13 protein-coding genes are annotated in these 15,580 nt (G+C 58.3%); 4 read left to right on the top strand and 9 right to left on the bottom strand.

The window, feature by feature from the left end:
* The first annotated feature begins 10 nt into the window (after window positions 1–10).
* Window positions 11–457 carry a hypothetical protein gene (locus ACWUKX_RS07055; protein WP_456005222.1) on the top strand — a complete coding sequence of 149 codons (447 nt, stop codon included), beginning with the start codon at window positions 11–13 and terminating at the stop codon, window positions 455–457.
* A 94-nt stretch (window positions 458–551) separates the two neighbouring features.
* Here the strand turns inward: ACWUKX_RS07055 and ACWUKX_RS07050 are convergent, their stop codons facing one another.
* Window positions 552–1,355, bottom strand: a complete 804-nt coding sequence (locus tag ACWUKX_RS07050) for a tetratricopeptide repeat protein (RefSeq protein ID WP_456005220.1) — start codon at window positions 1,353–1,355, stop codon at window positions 552–554.
* A gap of 84 nt (window positions 1,356–1,439) precedes the next feature.
* On the opposite strand from ACWUKX_RS07050, the gene ACWUKX_RS07045 reads away from it, so the two are divergent.
* Window positions 1,440–2,480, top strand: a complete 1,041-nt coding sequence (locus ACWUKX_RS07045; protein ID WP_456005217.1) for an EscU/YscU/HrcU family type III secretion system export apparatus switch protein — start codon at window positions 1,440–1,442, stop codon at window positions 2,478–2,480.
* A gap of 61 nt (window positions 2,481–2,541) precedes the next feature.
* On the opposite strand, the gene ACWUKX_RS07040 is transcribed toward ACWUKX_RS07045, so the two are convergent.
* Together ACWUKX_RS07040 and ACWUKX_RS07035 are read right to left on the bottom strand one after the other, a co-directional pair.
* Complete coding sequence (locus ACWUKX_RS07040) at window positions 2,542–3,885, bottom strand: SGNH/GDSL hydrolase family protein (RefSeq protein ID WP_456005215.1); 1,344 nt, start codon at window positions 3,883–3,885, stop codon at window positions 2,542–2,544.
* Window positions 3,886–4,151: 266 nt separating this feature from the next.
* Window positions 4,152–4,445 (bottom strand): hypothetical protein, encoded by a 294-nt coding sequence (locus tag ACWUKX_RS07035; RefSeq protein ID WP_287381042.1) that lies wholly within the window; start codon window positions 4,443–4,445, stop codon window positions 4,152–4,154.
* A gap of 173 nt (window positions 4,446–4,618) precedes the next feature.
* Between ACWUKX_RS07035 and ACWUKX_RS07030 the strand changes: the two genes are divergently transcribed.
* Entirely contained in the window at window positions 4,619–4,936 is a 318-nt protein-coding gene (locus ACWUKX_RS07030; RefSeq protein WP_456005212.1) for a hypothetical protein, read from the top strand.
* A gap of 200 nt (window positions 4,937–5,136) precedes the next feature.
* Here ACWUKX_RS07030 and ACWUKX_RS07025 read toward each other — a convergent pair whose 3' ends face one another.
* On the bottom strand, window positions 5,137–5,859 hold the full coding sequence (locus ACWUKX_RS07025) for a Crp/Fnr family transcriptional regulator (protein ID WP_127313672.1): 723 nt from the start codon (window positions 5,857–5,859) through the stop codon (window positions 5,137–5,139).
* Between the two features lie 391 nt (window positions 5,860–6,250).
* Between ACWUKX_RS07025 and ACWUKX_RS07020 the strand changes: the two genes are divergently transcribed.
* Window positions 6,251–7,618, top strand: coding sequence for an exopolysaccharide biosynthesis polyprenyl glycosylphosphotransferase (locus ACWUKX_RS07020; RefSeq protein ID WP_456005209.1), 1,368 nt, complete (start codon window positions 6,251–6,253; stop codon window positions 7,616–7,618).
* A gap of 368 nt (window positions 7,619–7,986) precedes the next feature.
* Here ACWUKX_RS07020 and ACWUKX_RS07015 read toward each other — a convergent pair whose 3' ends face one another.
* The 5 genes from ACWUKX_RS07015 to ACWUKX_RS06995 form a co-directional block, all read right to left on the bottom strand.
* Window positions 7,987–9,138 (bottom strand): glycosyltransferase, encoded by a 1,152-nt coding sequence (locus ACWUKX_RS07015; protein WP_456005207.1) that lies wholly within the window; start codon window positions 9,136–9,138, stop codon window positions 7,987–7,989.
* A gap of 258 nt (window positions 9,139–9,396) precedes the next feature.
* Complete coding sequence (locus ACWUKX_RS07010) at window positions 9,397–10,545, bottom strand: acyl-CoA dehydrogenase family protein (RefSeq protein WP_065006928.1); 1,149 nt, start codon at window positions 10,543–10,545, stop codon at window positions 9,397–9,399.
* A complete protein-coding gene (locus tag ACWUKX_RS07005) occupies window positions 10,545–12,107 on the bottom strand; it encodes an amino acid adenylation domain-containing protein (protein ID WP_456005204.1) in 1,563 nt (520 codons plus the stop codon). Before ACWUKX_RS07005 ends, ACWUKX_RS07010 begins: the two co-directional genes overlap by 1 nt.
* Before the next feature lie 8 nt (window positions 12,108–12,115).
* On the bottom strand, window positions 12,116–12,376 hold the full coding sequence (locus ACWUKX_RS07000) for an acyl carrier protein (RefSeq protein ID WP_206523335.1): 261 nt from the start codon (window positions 12,374–12,376) through the stop codon (window positions 12,116–12,118).
* Window positions 12,373–14,949 (bottom strand): hypothetical protein, encoded by a 2,577-nt coding sequence (locus ACWUKX_RS06995; RefSeq protein ID WP_456005201.1) that lies wholly within the window; start codon window positions 14,947–14,949, stop codon window positions 12,373–12,375. Before ACWUKX_RS06995 ends, ACWUKX_RS07000 begins: the two co-directional genes overlap by 4 nt.
* Window positions 14,950–15,580: the final 631 nt, after the last annotated feature.

Below are 15,580 nucleotides of genomic sequence, written 5' to 3'. Positions count from 1 at the left end.
GGAACCGAACATGACATTTCGCATCGCTTTGTGCTCTGTTCCGGTGCTGCTTCTGGCCGGCTGCGTGAACAGCCCGCAACAGCCGCGGGAATATTCTCCCGGCTACAGCTATGTTTCGACCGACACCGGCGGCTCCGAGAAGGGCGTCGGCGGTTCCGTCCTTGCTCCCAATGCATGTCTGAACGAACCGGCCGATGACGACCGTTCTGCCGCTGCGACCGATCTGACGATCGTCTGCGGCGTCGGCTCGCACCTGCCGTCCGGCTGCGCCAACGCCTACAATCTTCAACGCATGGCCGAAAGCCAGCGTGACCTCGTCGAGGGTCGGCGCATGGGGGCGGCGGCGGCCGCGCCGACTGCAAATGCCGCCCGGCGCTACCTCAATGGCGAAGAGGCTCCCATGGGTGGAGCCAATAGCGGGCCGCTGACGCCGCAAACAACGCTCCCGGTCGAGTGAACCGATGCGGCCTTGCCCGCGTAGCACTACTTTGTCCGGTTGTTCGCCCGTCGAACTCGACCCAAATCGGCTTCGCGCTTTCCGGTCCTATGCGCTAGCCGAGGATAGAGCCAAGCGCTTTCGCCCTGGCCTGTGTGCTACCCTTCGACCGGATCGTTCTGGCACGAGCAAGCAAGGTATCCACCTCCTTGGTCGCCAGGCCAATCGGCGGCGAGGCCTTGACCTGATCGGCCTGGCCAAGAAGTCCGTAGACCACCACGACGTTGCGCTTGTGATGCAACTGCGCATTGGTGGCGGCGGAGATCTTCTGGACCAGCGGGAGTGCTGTGGTGGAATTGCCTTCGAGCGCTGCGGCCAGCGCCATGTTGCTCTCGACGTCGAGATCCCCCGGCGCGAGTTTCAACGCCTGAGCAAAAGTAGTCTGCGCCTCCGCCGTCTGACCCGCGAATGTCTGCGCCACGCCCAACCGATTGTAGGCGCTGCTAGTATTGACCAGCGGCGCTGCCTGCGCGAGCGCGCGCATGCCGGCATCGATATCGCCCGATTCTATCATCGCCGAGCCAAGCCCGAGCATAGCCCCCCCGTCATTGGGAGCTTTTGCGAGCGCGGCCTGATAGGCTCTGGCGGCCTCGGCGGGATAGCCCGCTCGCATATAGGCCTCGCCTGCCTTGACGAAGGCGCTCGGCTTGGCGTCCGGCATCGCTGCCGCGCGCTGGTAGAGCGCGATTGCGGTGTCGCTATCTCCCTGCGCATCTATATCGTCCGCAAGCTTGATCAGACGCTCCGATTGCGACGACGGGCCTTGCGCCTTTGCCTGCTCGGCGTCGGTTTTGGTCGTCTGACAACCGGCCATCGCCAGCATGGCGACGACGGGCAAGAACACGACATGCAGCCGCATATCCACCTCTCCGTATTCAAGCCCGCCGCACCTTACACACGGCCTTGGCCGACTGGAACAACAACAGTGCGATAAGATTGCAACATGGCCGAAGAAGCTGAGGAAAAAACACTACCGGCGTCCGAAAAGAAACTTCGTGACGCCCGCCGGAAAGGCCAGGTTTCGCAGAGCCGCGACCTGGTCTCCGGCTTCACGCTTTTCGCAGCGCTTGGCTATGTCTATTTTGCCTGGCCGATGCTCATCGAGCACTTTTCGGAACTCGTGCAGACCGTGACGGCCCCCGGCGATTCGTTCGGGGAAGTCAGCCTGCGGGCCATCCGCCATTCGTTGTCATTGCTGATGCTTGCCACATTACCACTCGTCGGAATCGTTGTCGTTCTCGCGGTGGCCTTCGGCATGCTGGGAACGTTCGGGCCGGTCTTCTCGTTTGAGCCGCTCAAGCCGCAATTCGATCACATAAACCCGGCGAAGGGCCTTCAGAAGATCCTGTCGCTACGCAACGTCATCGAGTTCACCAAAGGCCTGGCCAAGGTGGTGTTGCTGGCCAGCCTCTTCACATTCCTTTTGATCGCGTGGCTGCAGCCGCTCTTCGATGCTCCGGGATGCGCTCCGTCATGCCTAGAGCCAATTGTCAAAGCGGTGCTGACATCACTTGGAATAGCCGCCGCTCTGGCCTTTGTCGTCATCGGCGTGATCGATGTTCCTATTCAGCGCTGGCTGTTCCTACGCGACATGCGCATGACGACAACTGAATACAAGCGCGAACACAAGGATCTCGAAGGAGACCCCTTGATCCGGCATGAACAGCAGCGACAGCGGCGTGAGGCCGTGATGCAACCTGCGAGGCTGGGCGTAAAAAACGCGGTCATTGTCTTCGTGTCTGGCGACCGCGCAGTGGCGTTGCGTTACGTCAAGGGTGAAACGCCGGTGCCGACGGTCGTCGGCAAGGGCCAGGGCCGAGCGGCCGACGAGATGATGGCTCAAGCACGCAAGGCAGGTATTCCCGTGGTCGAGGATGCGGCCGTCGCCAGCCCACTCTTCGAAAATGCAAATACCGGAGCTTACATCGGTCAGGAGATGTTCTCACCGGTCGTGCGCCATCTCGTCCGGCTCGGGCTCACTTGAGGCATGGTCGAACCGACCTTGCCGCGCAATATCTGAGCAGCGCGGCAAGGTCAGCAGCGACCTATTTAGCTGAACCCAATAGGACGTCGAGATCGACCGCGTCTGCCATCGCCTTGTATCCCGCGTCGTTGGGATGAAGGTTATCGCCGCAGTCGTAGTCGTCGCGCAGATATCCCGGTTTGGCCGGGTCTTCCATCACCTTGTCGAAATCGATTACGCCATCGAAGCCACCACCGGCGCGTATCCATTCGTTCACAGCGACGCGTATCTTTTCCTTCTCGGGTGTGTAGTAACCCTCGGTAGGAAGCCCTTTGAAGGTGTCGGCGAAAGGGGTCAACGTCGCGCCTACAATGCGTATGCCATGGGCATGCGCGCGGTCGATGAGCTGTTTGTATCCGGTGATGATGTCTTCGGCGGCAGGTTCCTTGTCGTCCGGCGCGATTGCATTTTCGCCGGGCCAGCCGATATCGTTGATGCCCATCATTACGACGACGGTCGAGACTTTGGGATGGCTCAGGATATCAGAATCGAAACGCGCCAGAGCATTGACGCCCATACCGTCGGTCAACACGCGATTGCCCGAAAAAGCTTCGTTAACCACCGCGACCTTGCGGGCGGTCTCCTGCAATCGCTTGGCGACAAGGTCTGGCCAGCGATTGTTGGCGTCGGGGGTCGAGCAATTCCCATCCGTGATGGAATCCCCGAAAAACACGATCGCCTGGGATTCCGGCGCGGCGTCAACCCATATATCGCTCAGAAAAAGGCGTGATTTGAGTGTGCTGTCAGCCTTGAACGTCGCGTCGTTTGTGAAATTTCCCGGGCCGGAGATGTAGGCGGTTTGCACACCATCCCAATGCACCGACGACAGCGCCGTCTTCTTCGGGAGGAAGATGCTGACGGATATTTCGGAAAGCGCTTCTGCCGGGAGGGCGACGGGGTCGCTGAGGATCGGGGCTCCCGGCGGAACGACCACAGAACTCTTGCCTCCCCAGGTCAGGGGCTTCAGGGTCGTCTGATCGACGTCGCCGTCCTTGCCTGCTATTCCAACGCTGCCGGCACTGATGGTCAGTGGCTTAGCGCCGAAAGCATTCGATAGGACGACCCGGACGGTATTGCCGCCGACGCTGATGCGGGCAACTTGGCGGACGGTCTGATTCTCCAGCACTTCCGGCACTCCGAAAGGCGCAGGAAGATCATCCGACCAGCGCGGAGCAGGTGTGGCAGCCCAAGTGGTGATCCAGGCTTCCTTTTCCGCGCCTTGTGCCCCGAAACCACCGGTCGCGGAGCCGGCCGCCACAGCTGCACATATCAGGATAGTCTGACGCAGACGCCGTTTCCTCCCTGCTGCGGGAGAAAGCGCCGATGAAACCTTACCCGCAAAATTGAAACACCTGGTGAGCCGCATTTTCATCTCCTCCTCGAGACATGCTGGTACTGCCGCCGCCGCCCCTATTATGACGGGCTGCACAGGGAATGAAATTGAACTTCCGTTGCGATCTTGGACAAGCGCCAGGGGCAAGATGTCCGACTGTGGCAGAGGGATGCCGCCCGCCTGTTTCGGCGAGCGGCGGACTGGAGCAGGCCGTTCGACCGTGACCGCGGTACTATATCAAAGGTCATCGCTGCGTTCGAGTGAAGGCCCCCAGAACCAGACTTGGCGTGCTGAAGGCGTCAGCTATGCCCCAAAAGTGCACGCGCTAACTCTTGCCATTCCTCATCAAGCGTCAAGGTCGACGGCGCGGCGTCGCAGCGACGATACCAATATTCCGCATTCGATTGATCGCCTTCCTTGCGATGGAGGTAGGCATGCACGCGCATACCCGCCGTATCGTCGCGCACCTGCGCGCGCTCGTGCGCCTTATCCCAATCGCCCTTTGCATCCCACCACAGCGCTTGCAGGGCAGCGTTCAAGCCAGCGGGCGGCTGTGATTTCGCAATCGAATCTCTGAAGGCTTGCAAATCCATTTTTCCACCGACGTGATATACATGGGCGGCCGATAATAATCCCGGATTCCCCAACAGCAAAGTCGCATCGCGCACAGCAAAAATGGCGGTGCTCTCTGCGTGCCATTGGCTCACAATCAAGACTCCCAACGATCAACTGATCGTTATCTCTGTACCGACATGGTGATGAGAAGATGGTAGCGTGGAACCAGGCTCAAACCTCGGACATGATCTTCACCCAACCTGTGATCCACGAGTTTGGCAATGTCTCCGTGCCGACAACGCTGATCATCGGGGGCAAGGACCGTACAGCCCCGGGCGGCAATCGCGCCAGCGCGGAGGTCGCGAAGACGCTCGGCAACTATCCAAAACTCGGACGCGCCGCAGCCGCGGCCATTCCGAGCGCGACGCTCTTAGAATTCCCAGAGCTTGGCCATTCACCACAGATAGGAAGCGATAAAGTAGCGGCCTCCGGACTTTTAGCTGGATATTTAGGAACTCCGATTGTGTAGGTGAGTGAGGAACCTCCCGAACCGCCCGTCGCACGGCAGTGAGCGGTGTCTCGTTACCTACGAAGGCGCACATGTCCGGTGCGGCGAGACGACGCCGACGTAAGGACTTTACCGAGCGATCCGAGCACGACCGGCAGCACTTCCGGTTCATTAACTTCCCGGAGAATGGCGTGGAGATGCCCGAGCACACAGGAAAGGCATCATTGAACGGTCAAACGCGAGTAGCCAAGAGCAACAGACTCTAATGCGGTGCGATTGAGAATTGTCAGCGAGCCGTGGTCGTATTGGGTCAGATACCGCCGTTCCCATTCTCTCAGGCAACGATTCACTTTCGCGCGAGACGCCGGGATCATTGCCGCGAGGTCGGTCTGCGAAATGTGGATGCTCAGAGCTCCATTCACGGTAGCCGTGCTGTGCGGGGTCTCAGTCAATCGCAAGAGCGTGCTCGCCAATCGAATGGATAGTGCACTGGACGCACTGTGGATCACTCGCTCTTGCGCGTCGTGCGTTGCTTGGCATAAGTACGGGATCACCTTCAGTGCGAGATCTGGGTGCTTGTCGAAGACACTAGCCATGAAAGCTGCTTCGATTTGGAGCAAGTCGCTGTCCACGACTGACGCAGCGTTCATGTTACTGTGTCGCGCGATGAACAATCTAGTCAAGTCGAAAGTGTCACCGGGACCAAGATCGGAAAAGATGAACTCTCGGCCGTCTGAGAGGGGAACACTAAGACGAACTTTTCCGTGAATTACGTAGTAAATATAACGCGGTATGTCCCCAAGGCGAGTTAAAACTTTATTCTTTGGAACCCTCCTTAGGATGGCTGCTTTCGCCATCTCACTAAGAGTATCTTGCCCAAATTGCCGAAATAAGCGTATTTTGTTCAGCTGTTTGACCCGAACCTCAGCGCCATTTTCTGCCATGGCTCTCTCTCCCTGATAGGGTAAGCGCCCCGGTCCCCTAAAGCGTTGCCTTGACCACCTCTTTGAACGAGTCCGATTTCCGGTCCGTTCTCGCGCAGACGCGTTAAGGTAGAAAATATTAACACATTAGGATACGATAAAATAGCGACTCGTCTGTGCCCGGGGTAACAGCGGCATTTCTCTGAGACATTTAAATCAAATCTAACCGACTGGAAGCCGTTGGGATAACTCCCCTCCTTATGGGATGGCGTGTGCCATGAGCCAGGAAGGAGAAGGGATGCAACAGGATTCGGGGGGGTTCGTCTCTATGCGGCATGCACCAACCGAGGCGTCGCGTGCGCTCTGGAATCGAAGGGTAGAGCCGCTACGGCTTCCTGTGGGAGCAGTTTGCGTGTTTCTCGCAACTGCTGATTTCCTCCTTGGACAGACAATACTTCTTGCGTCAATTGAGCTCTACCATAGGGCCTTCGGCGTGAGGCCGCCAGATATCTGGGATTCGATCTGCCTAAGTGTTACCGCCGGTCTGTTGCTGGTCGCATTCATGACCGCCAGGGGCGCCTACACGGTTAGTGGCATCCTGGACGATCACTGCAGGATCAAAACACTCATCAGCGGCTGGCTGTTTGTTTTCTTTTCAATTCTCTGGCTCGCCTTTCTCACGAAGACGACGTCGACGTTCTCGCGCGGCTCTTTGACGCTGGCGTTTGCGGTCGGATTCCCAACCCTGCTGCCTGGCCACGCGGTTCTAGCGCGTGGGCTGAAACGGCTTCTGGCGGCTGAGAAACTCGTGTTGCGCACAGTTTATCTGTTCTACTCTGGCGTTCCTGGAAAGGAACAGGGGATAATCAACAAGCTTGGGCAACAGGGCATCGCGGTTTGTGGTGTTTCGAACATCGAGAACGATGATGGCACGATCGCAGCACGATCGGTGCATGCCGCCGTCGCAGCTGCACAGGCTGCGTTCCGTAATGGCTCGTATGGGGCAGTTTATCTCTTTTGCTCTTGGGACCAGCGGAAGTTGATCGACCGCATACTGGAGGAAATGTCCCGCCTCCCGCTGCCGATCTATCTTTTCGCCGACGCCTACATAGATAGAATTCTGGCTGGAAGCCCGCTGCACACCGGCTGGCAGCGAGCCTTCGAAGTCCAGCGTATCCCGTTGAGGCCTGCCGAACGCCTGCTCAAGCGGTTGTTCGACATTGCTGTTGCATCCCTGCTACTGCTGTTCCTATGTCCGTTGATGGCGTTGGTCGCATGTGCCATAGCGCTTGAGAACGGTCGCCCTGTGCTGTTCCGGCAGACGCGACGAGGTTTTGGTGGTAAGCCGTTCAATATTTACAAATTCCGATCGATGACGGTGCAGGAGAACGGTACACAAATTCGCCAGGCTCAGCGTAATGATGCGCGGGTTACCCGACTCGGCCGAATATTGCGCCGGTCAAGCATCGACGAGCTGCCGCAGTTATTCAACGTGCTTCGGGGGGAGATGTCCCTGGTGGGGCCACGGCCTCACGCCGTCGCTCACGACGACACTTATACTTTGGCCATTGCGAGCTATGCTTATCGTCATCATGTAAAGCCCGGTTTGACAGGCTGGGCTCAGATCAATGGCTTTCGAGGGGAAACGAAGGAACTCTGGAGGATGGAAAAACGCGTTGAGCACGACCTCTGGTATATAAAATCCTGGAGCATGCTTCTCGACATTAAGATAATTTGGAAAACTGCTCTACTGATCTTTTCGGATCGTAATGTCTATTGATGTATATAGCATCTTCTCAGGAAGCTAAATGGATATAAGTAGTCCATCCTCCGACCGATTGAACGGATTTTGATTCTGATGCTTCGGGCGATCCCGCCGCCAGCGAGTACATCGAGCCTCACAATCGGGTTCGCGCCGGTTCACTCGCGGACAAGTGGCGCATCTCGCAGGCTAAATTTAGCTCAATGCGAAAATCAACGCGACGCAGGGAGATGGTCGGAGCAACGCATGACGGAACCTCAGCAAAAAGCCGGGGCAGTCGGATCTTGCCATTTAACGGTTCAGGACGGACCACGGGCTCATTGCGGCGAACGGAAAGCAGGCTTGCTGGCGGCGCAGCCGCCCTCAACAAGAGAAGCTATGCAGTCCTACGAGCTTCCGCTCGACGGCATCCGGCTCTTGATTTCCTCTAGAATGTTGGTTGCGCGTGCGATGCGGCTGTACCTGGCCAGAAAGTCTGCCTTCGCCTGCTGACCAATCTGATCCCGAAGCGCCTTGTTTGCGCGCAGGCGCTGAAGAGCTTTGACCCAGTCGGACGGGTTGTCTGGCGACACCAGAATGCTGTTGACGCTATCCCTCAAAACTTCTCGTATAACTGACAGGTCGGAGGACACTATGGGTTTGCCATGCGCCATATATTCGAAGAGCTTGAGCGGCGACATTCCCTCAGCGATATTTCGACCGCCGCCCTGGCCCTCTACATCTCTAAGATAGGGCGCGAGTACAACGTCCATTTCGGCCAAGTAGGCACATGTCGCGGCGTGAGGAACGTAGCTGTGAAACACTGTGTTCGGGCATTTGGCCAGCTTCGATGTCCAATACTCTATATCGCCTGGTGTTCCCCCGACGATGTGAAATGTCGCCCAGCCGCATCGAGGCGCAATAGCGCTTATTATCTCCATGCCTTTTCCCTTATACAGATGTCCGACATAACCAACCTTGAACGTGCCGCTGAGGCTGCATGGCTCGACATTCGGCGGAACAGGATCCGCGCCATTGGGCGCGATCAGAAATTTTCCCGCATGTTGAGGAAAGAGGCGGATGCTGTCGTCCCGCAGACGTTGCGACGTGACGACCAGCATACGGAATGTCTCTAGGCCTATTAGTTTGGCAAGGCGCTGACGCTGACGTCTGCTCAAACTGCCAATCGGGTCGTGAAGCTCAAAAACGGTCGTGAACCCGAAAAGTCCGGCAGAAACAAGCGCTACAGTAGCCGAGCGTGTAAAGACGACATGCGGCCGCAGCCAGACCGCAGCAAGAAGCGCCAACACAGCAAAAAAAAGCTCCCGGCCGGGCACAGGCCAAAAGGGTACAGGGAGAACGCGGAATGGGAACTCGGTACCGAATCCGTATTCGCGCGCGATCTTCTCATAATGATCCCGTGCATTCATGGAGGCGCGTGGAAGCGCTAGTACGATCTCCGCTCCGGCAACCCGAAATGCACGGCACATTTTCGCGACTTGTACCGCATTGGCGGCCGGCGCCGGGACGTGCGCAGAATGTATATAGAGAAGCCGCATCCACAAAGCCTATATTTCACGCGTCGCGGCTGGTCTGGTTCTTCGCCTCTGAGCCGCAAGTTCGGAGACCACGGGCTGGGCAGACGCACCCAAGTCGAACGACAAAAGCGCTCTCCGCCCGGTGGCTCGATGGGTTGCGATAGTACCACTCTCCGGTTGCCTCACCAAAATCGAGCGCCGCCTTTTTTCGCGAACTGAGGGCAGGCCCAGCGACAGCACACGCCGCCCTTCACGGACAGGTTCTGACCACAGCCGTCATCAAAGCCCCAGCCAGCCAGCAATAATGTTGCGCTGTATCTCAGAAGTTCCGGAATAGAGTTTGCTGCCGATGGCATCACGCACGGCACGTTCGACGTCGAATTCGCTCAAGAAACCATAGCCGCCGAAGACCTGGACGACATCGAGCGTGGTGCGAACTAGCGATTCGCTCACAAAGAGCTTCGAAACGGCGGCGTCGAGGGATACGGACTGGGAGCGCTCAAGGCCCCACGCCGCCTTGTAGACGAGCAGTCGGGCCGCCTCCACCTGCATCTTCATGTCGGCAATCTTATGGGCGACCGCCTGGTGCTTGGAGATGGCCTGGCCGGACTGACGTCGGGTGCGCGTATAGGCCACTGCCTTTTCCAGAAGCCGCTCCATAGTGCCTATATGACTGGCGAATAGGCACGCCCGCTCCCAGTCCATGCTATGAGCGAACAGCCTGGAGCCGCCGCCCACTCCACCGAGAACAGCGTTCTTCGAAACAAATACGTCCTCGAAGACAAGCTCCCCGATCGGAGACGTCCGCAGTCCCATTTTTTCGAACTTTTGCGCGACCAGATAGCCGGGCAGCGCGCGGTCCACGAGGAAGCTCGTGATGCCGCCGAAATACCCCTTGGCGCGGTCAGTGACAGCAAAGACGACGGCAACATCTGCCACCGGCCCGTTGCTCACGAAGGTCTTCGTGCCGTTGATTAGAAAGCCGTCGCCATGAGGCTCCGCCCGGGTTTGCATCGCAAATGCATCGGAGCCCGACTCCGGTTCGCTCATCGCATTGGCTGCGATCAAAGTGCCATCACAGAGCCCCGGAAGATATCGATTCTTCTGCTCTTCAGTGCCGAACTTCCAAATCGGCACCACGCAGGCCAGAAGGTGGGCGCAGATCGAGAAGACCAAGCCGGAATCCTCGCAGCCGTAGCCAAGCGCATCGATTGCAATGGCCGTGGACAGGGAATCGAGACCGGGTCCCCCGTAGGCCTGGGGGACTGGCAGGCCAGTCAAGCCCATCTGCGCGCAAGCCCCCCACAACTCGCGCTGGAATACTTGGTCTCGGTCGCGCTGCCTGACATCTTTATTGAGCTTATCTTGCGCGAAGCGAAGGATCTGGCCACGCAGGATACGCTGCTCCTCGTTCAGCGCGAAATCCACTACTCCATCCTCATCAGATGCTGGTAGTCGATTTTATCTGTCGATGTCTTGGGAAGTAACTGCTGATGCGAGAACCAGTCCGGGGCCATGTAGGCCGGCAAGTTGTGGGCGCAGAACCGCTTCAGCTCGATGAGCGACAGCGCATGGCCGTCGCGCGAGGCATAGAACACCTTAATGGAGACGCCCGACTCCTCCGAGCGAGCGATCGCCGCCACCTCGGAGATCGCTGGATGGCGATAGAGCGCCGTCTCGATCTCGCCGAGTTCGATCCGATATCCCCGTCTCTTCACCATCCGGTCGCGTCGACCGCGGAAGGTGTAGACTCCGCCATCGCCTTCGATCACTACATCGCCGGTACGGTACCAGCGACCGCTTGAATCGACATGAAAAGCGGCGCTTGTTCGCTCAGGCATGTTCCAATAGCCCAGCATCACGGGAGCACCGCTGATTGCGAGCTCGCCTTCCTGGCCTCGCGGCACGTCGCGACCATTCGCATCGATCACGCGTGCCTTAACATGCGAGCAGGCGCGCCCGATCGGAAACGGCGCCGAGCGGTCTTCGGCGATCGTCTGCGGGATTTCGTAGTAGGTACAGACGTTGGTCTCGGTTGGGCCATAGAGATTCAGGTAGCGTGCGCGTGGGACCACAGCCTTTAGCCTGCGCAGATGCTTGACCGGAAAAACCTCGCCGGCAAATAGAATGAACCGAAGAGCGTGGTCGTCGCGAGCATCAAGGCTGCCGTGCTCGACCAGGAGCGTGAGTACGGAGGGCGTGGAATACCAGACAGTCAACCGCCGCTCGGCAATAACCGACGCCATCCGGGTCGGATTCTTGCCGAGCTCCTCACCGATGAGGAATACGGTCGCGCCGTGCTTCAGCGGTACGAAGATGTCGAGAATAGACAGGTCGAAGTGGAAAGGCGCATGGGAGGAGAAGCGGTCGTTCTCGTCAGGGGCAAGGATATCGGAACACCAGTCCACGTAGCTCGAGCCATTACGATGCGTCAGCATCACGCCCTTCGGCTGGCCGGTCGAGCCCGAAGTGTAAAGCACGTAAGCGAGGTTGTCCGGCCCCGGCCGCGCCGATTCGTCCTCCACCGCCAAGCCGTCGGCCTCTACGCGAGCCAGGTACGTCGCGAGCGGCGAGGGACCGTCGGACCAGTCGAGCGGTAAGAGACAAGGTTCCGCAGCCAAGCGCGCCAACTCACAGCGCAAAGTTTCGGCTCGGGACGCCTCCACGAAAATCGCGCGCACGCCGCAGTCGTTAAATATGAACGCGTTACGCGCAGGCGGTGCCAGAGAGTCGACAGGCACATAGGCCGCGCCCACCTTCAAGATGCCGAACAGAACAGCGAGCGAGGCGATCGATTTTGGAAGGCAAATGCCGACGCGGTCCGCCGGCCGGACGCCGATCCGACGCAGATGGTCGCGGACTTGGTCCGACAGCGCGTCGAGCTCGCCGTAGGTGATCTGCCGCCCAGAGCTCGCCTCGACAGCGGCGCACCTCTGGGGATACCGCCTCGCGCTCTGTTCCAGATACTCGTGTAAGGCAGCGACCGTCATGGCGAGCTCTATGTGGACGCCTGCTTCGACTGGACGAAATTGGCAATTTGGGTGATGGAGTTCAGGTTCTCCGGCACGAGTTCGTCAGGGGCGATTTCGATACCGCAGGATTTTTCCAGGTAGGCAACGAGCTTAAGCGTCGCCAACGAGTCGAGAATGCCGTCAGTTATCAGCTCCGTTGAATCCGTCAGATTCTCTGGCCTTTCACCGGGCAGAAATTCCTTCAATATGAAATCCTTGGCCATCGTCCTGATCTGGATCGCGTTCATTGTTCCTCCTCTTGTGGAGCAACCGCAAGGTTCAGGGGAACCAAATCCTGGTGTTGCTGCAGCACTTCGTAAAGCTTGTCGGCGACGAGCCGATGGCCGGCGGCGTTGGGGTGATCGTCCCAAGGTGCTACAAGAAGCGTCCGCCAGTCATACCCGTCATACACACCGGAAAGATCGAGAACGTTAAAGCCAGCCTCGGCAGCGAGGCGCTTCTCCAGCTCGGTACTGGTCCTCTCGTCTGGTCTGGGTAGATAAATCCAAAAGACCCCGACCCCTTCTCGCTTCGCAGCTTCCACGATTCGAGAATAGATCGCACGCAGAACTCTGTCTCCGTAGGGCGTGAGCTTTCTTTGAAGTACCTCGAGGTCGGCACGGGGATCGATCCCGCTCTCGCGTACAATGTCGCGCACGAAGTCGTAGCGAAATGCGGAGCCATTCTGGATTGCTTTCCCGAGACGCTTTAGCGTTCGTCGAACAAGCGCGCTGTGCTCGAAGTAAAAGATGTACTTTGGTTTGAATGCGAGCACTCGATCCTCGATGATGGCCAGAATGTCCAGAGGAAGATAACCCCCAACGGCAAAGTTCAGCACCTCGTAGTGTCGATACCCGCTGTCGGCTGCCTGCGCATTCAGCCGTCGCTCCAACAGGCCCTCGAAAGTCTCGTCATCTGCGACGCCCTCGCCGAAGACATGCGAAGAGCCGACCATTGCGATTCGTGAGGTGCCGGGAGCAGGAATCTTTTCGTAGTCCTGATCTCGCATGCCCCAGCGGTTGATGTGGACCCGCGTTCCCTTAAAGTCTGCTTGGGAGAGTGGTCGCAGATAGGTCGTGGGAAGCGCACCCGTGAACTCGCTCAGCGGCGTCTTGTCCAAATTGCCCCAACCGTCGTGTCGTCGTTGGCCATAGACAATCCAGAGTTCTGGGTTAAATGCGCCGACATTGACGAGGTTCTCGTAGTAGCCGCGCTCCAGGTTCGCGTTGTCGCGGCTATTGAGATTCGGCGCTCTAATGTCGGCCATTGCGGTACTGACCGTCTCCCCGAGGCGATCGTGAACCACCGGGAGCGAGATACAAACCGCGATCAACCCGCATACACCGACCGACGCAACCGACCGTCGGAAACTGTACTGGCGGTCGGCGCCGCCGCGCGCGAGCGCAAGCGCAGGAATGCCAATGATAGCTGCCACCGCGACCAGTACGAGGGCGGGCGTCATTTTGCCAGGGGCTTCCACGCCCACAGTATCGAAGACCGACAACCATTGCGGGACCGAGCTCGCGCTCCAAAACGACCAAAGGAGGCAGATGACGACGAATACCCCAATGGTCCGGCTCGCAGTTTGCAGCGCACCGTTCCAGCTTAGTGCCCCGCCACGCAGGCGCCGCGTGCGACCGTGCCGCATTTCATAGTGGGCGTTGATCGTCACAAGCACGGCCAGGATCATCCAGAAGAGGAAGTCGTTCCAGGTGAACACCCAGGTGCCACGTAACCAGAACCACTGATAGTTGTGCAGCAGCCAAGTCGCGAGGAACGCGAGGAGGGTCGCGCTGACCAGCGCTACGCTCTCTCCCCAGCGTCGAAAACGAAAATACAACGGGTAGTATACAATTTTCATTATGAAATCCTTCCAGTATATGTTTATTCGACGCCAGAAATCTGTGAAACTTGAGGAGAGAAAGTACAGATTGTGGGTTTCTGGAAGGTTGAATCCAAATAAATGCAAAATCCCCGTGATTATGTGAAAAGTACCTGAAACCTTCAGATAAAGTAAAAACGGCCATATGACAAATTGCAAAAGCTCAATCTGATTGTGTACGTCCGCAGCATCGATCACAAACCGCTGGTACACGATACGGTAGCATATTAAATGGATAGCGCCGCGAAACATCCACTGAACACCTGTTTGATAAATATAATGCCGGTCAGCATTGTAGTAGCTGCTACGGAAAGTTCTAAAATCTACGACCGGAAAGAGCGGGAAGCACACGTTCGGCAACATGAAAAAATACGCGAGACGTTCCGAAACCGTCGCCATCCTCTGGTCACGCCGCATTTCGTACGCATAGACAATGAGACGGAACATGAACATTGAAGCGAGCACGGGCCAGACGGCGCGCGTCCAGGGGATCGCAATCCAGTCCATTCGTGCGGCGGCGAGCCCGCAGCCGGCGCCAACCAGCGCCAGCACTCTCCATCCAAAAGCGATCGGTAGGTGGACAATTCCGATCAGTACGAGCCCAATGGCGACGATCCAGGCGGCATCGATGAGGCCCTCAAATCTCCAGTGGTGCCAATTGGGCCCCACGTTCGCGAAAACTGCGGCGATAGCCGCGAACGAGAGCAGCACGAAAAACGGCAGCCGGTAACGCTGCGGCAGGAAGTAGTGCACGCACCAGCCGGCGAGGGCAACGAGCAGGACGCGGACTAGCGCAGTAGTCTCGAGCCTGAGGAGATAGACCAGCGCGATGAAGAGGGCCAGCTCGCCGGCTATGGCGGACCAAGCCAGGATGCTTCTCGACTCGGTCCCCGTAGGATCCGCCGACCAGGGAAGAGACAATGTCTTGATCGAATGCACGGTCGCGCGCCTCAATCAGCTGCCGGCGGACATCGACAGGAAGTCGCTTTGGGGCACGCGAAAGATCCGCAAGCTGCTGGTCCCCCTCCCATGGCTCTCATCCCTGACGGGCAAAGCGCCCGGTCCTTGGAGCGTTGCCTTGACTTCTTTGAACGAGTCCGGTTCCGCGCAAACGCAGAAGTACCCAAGTGTATCAGAAACAAATCGCTCCGCTGTGCCCGGGGTAACAGCGACCCGCTTCCAAATTGGAAGCCGATTCCGAATGGGGTCGATCTGCCCACAAGCCGCGCCGCGAGCCGAACGCCGATGGCCGCCGACGCCCTATCTGCCGTGGCTATCTTAATCGGGAACGCTCGAGCACGTTTCGCCGAGTTCGCGGCACTTCCCGCCGAGGCAAAGGCGCAACTCACCGTCCTGGGCGATGCCAATGCCGCGCCACTTTCGAGGAACAGGCAGCCCGGTTGGGCCTTTCCAGCAGGGTCACATTCGCCGGCGCGGTCGAAGATGTCTTTCCCTTCTGCTGGAGGCTTAGTTTTATCTTTCGACTCCGGTGTCGGAAGGCATGTCAACGCGCTGCAACCAGCCTCTCTTCCTTGAGGATCGTTGCATGGATTCCCTTTGGCGAACGGGC

The organism is Mesorhizobium sp. f-mel, from assembly GCF_053850215.1.
This window is presented reverse-complemented; position numbering and strand designations above follow the sequence as displayed.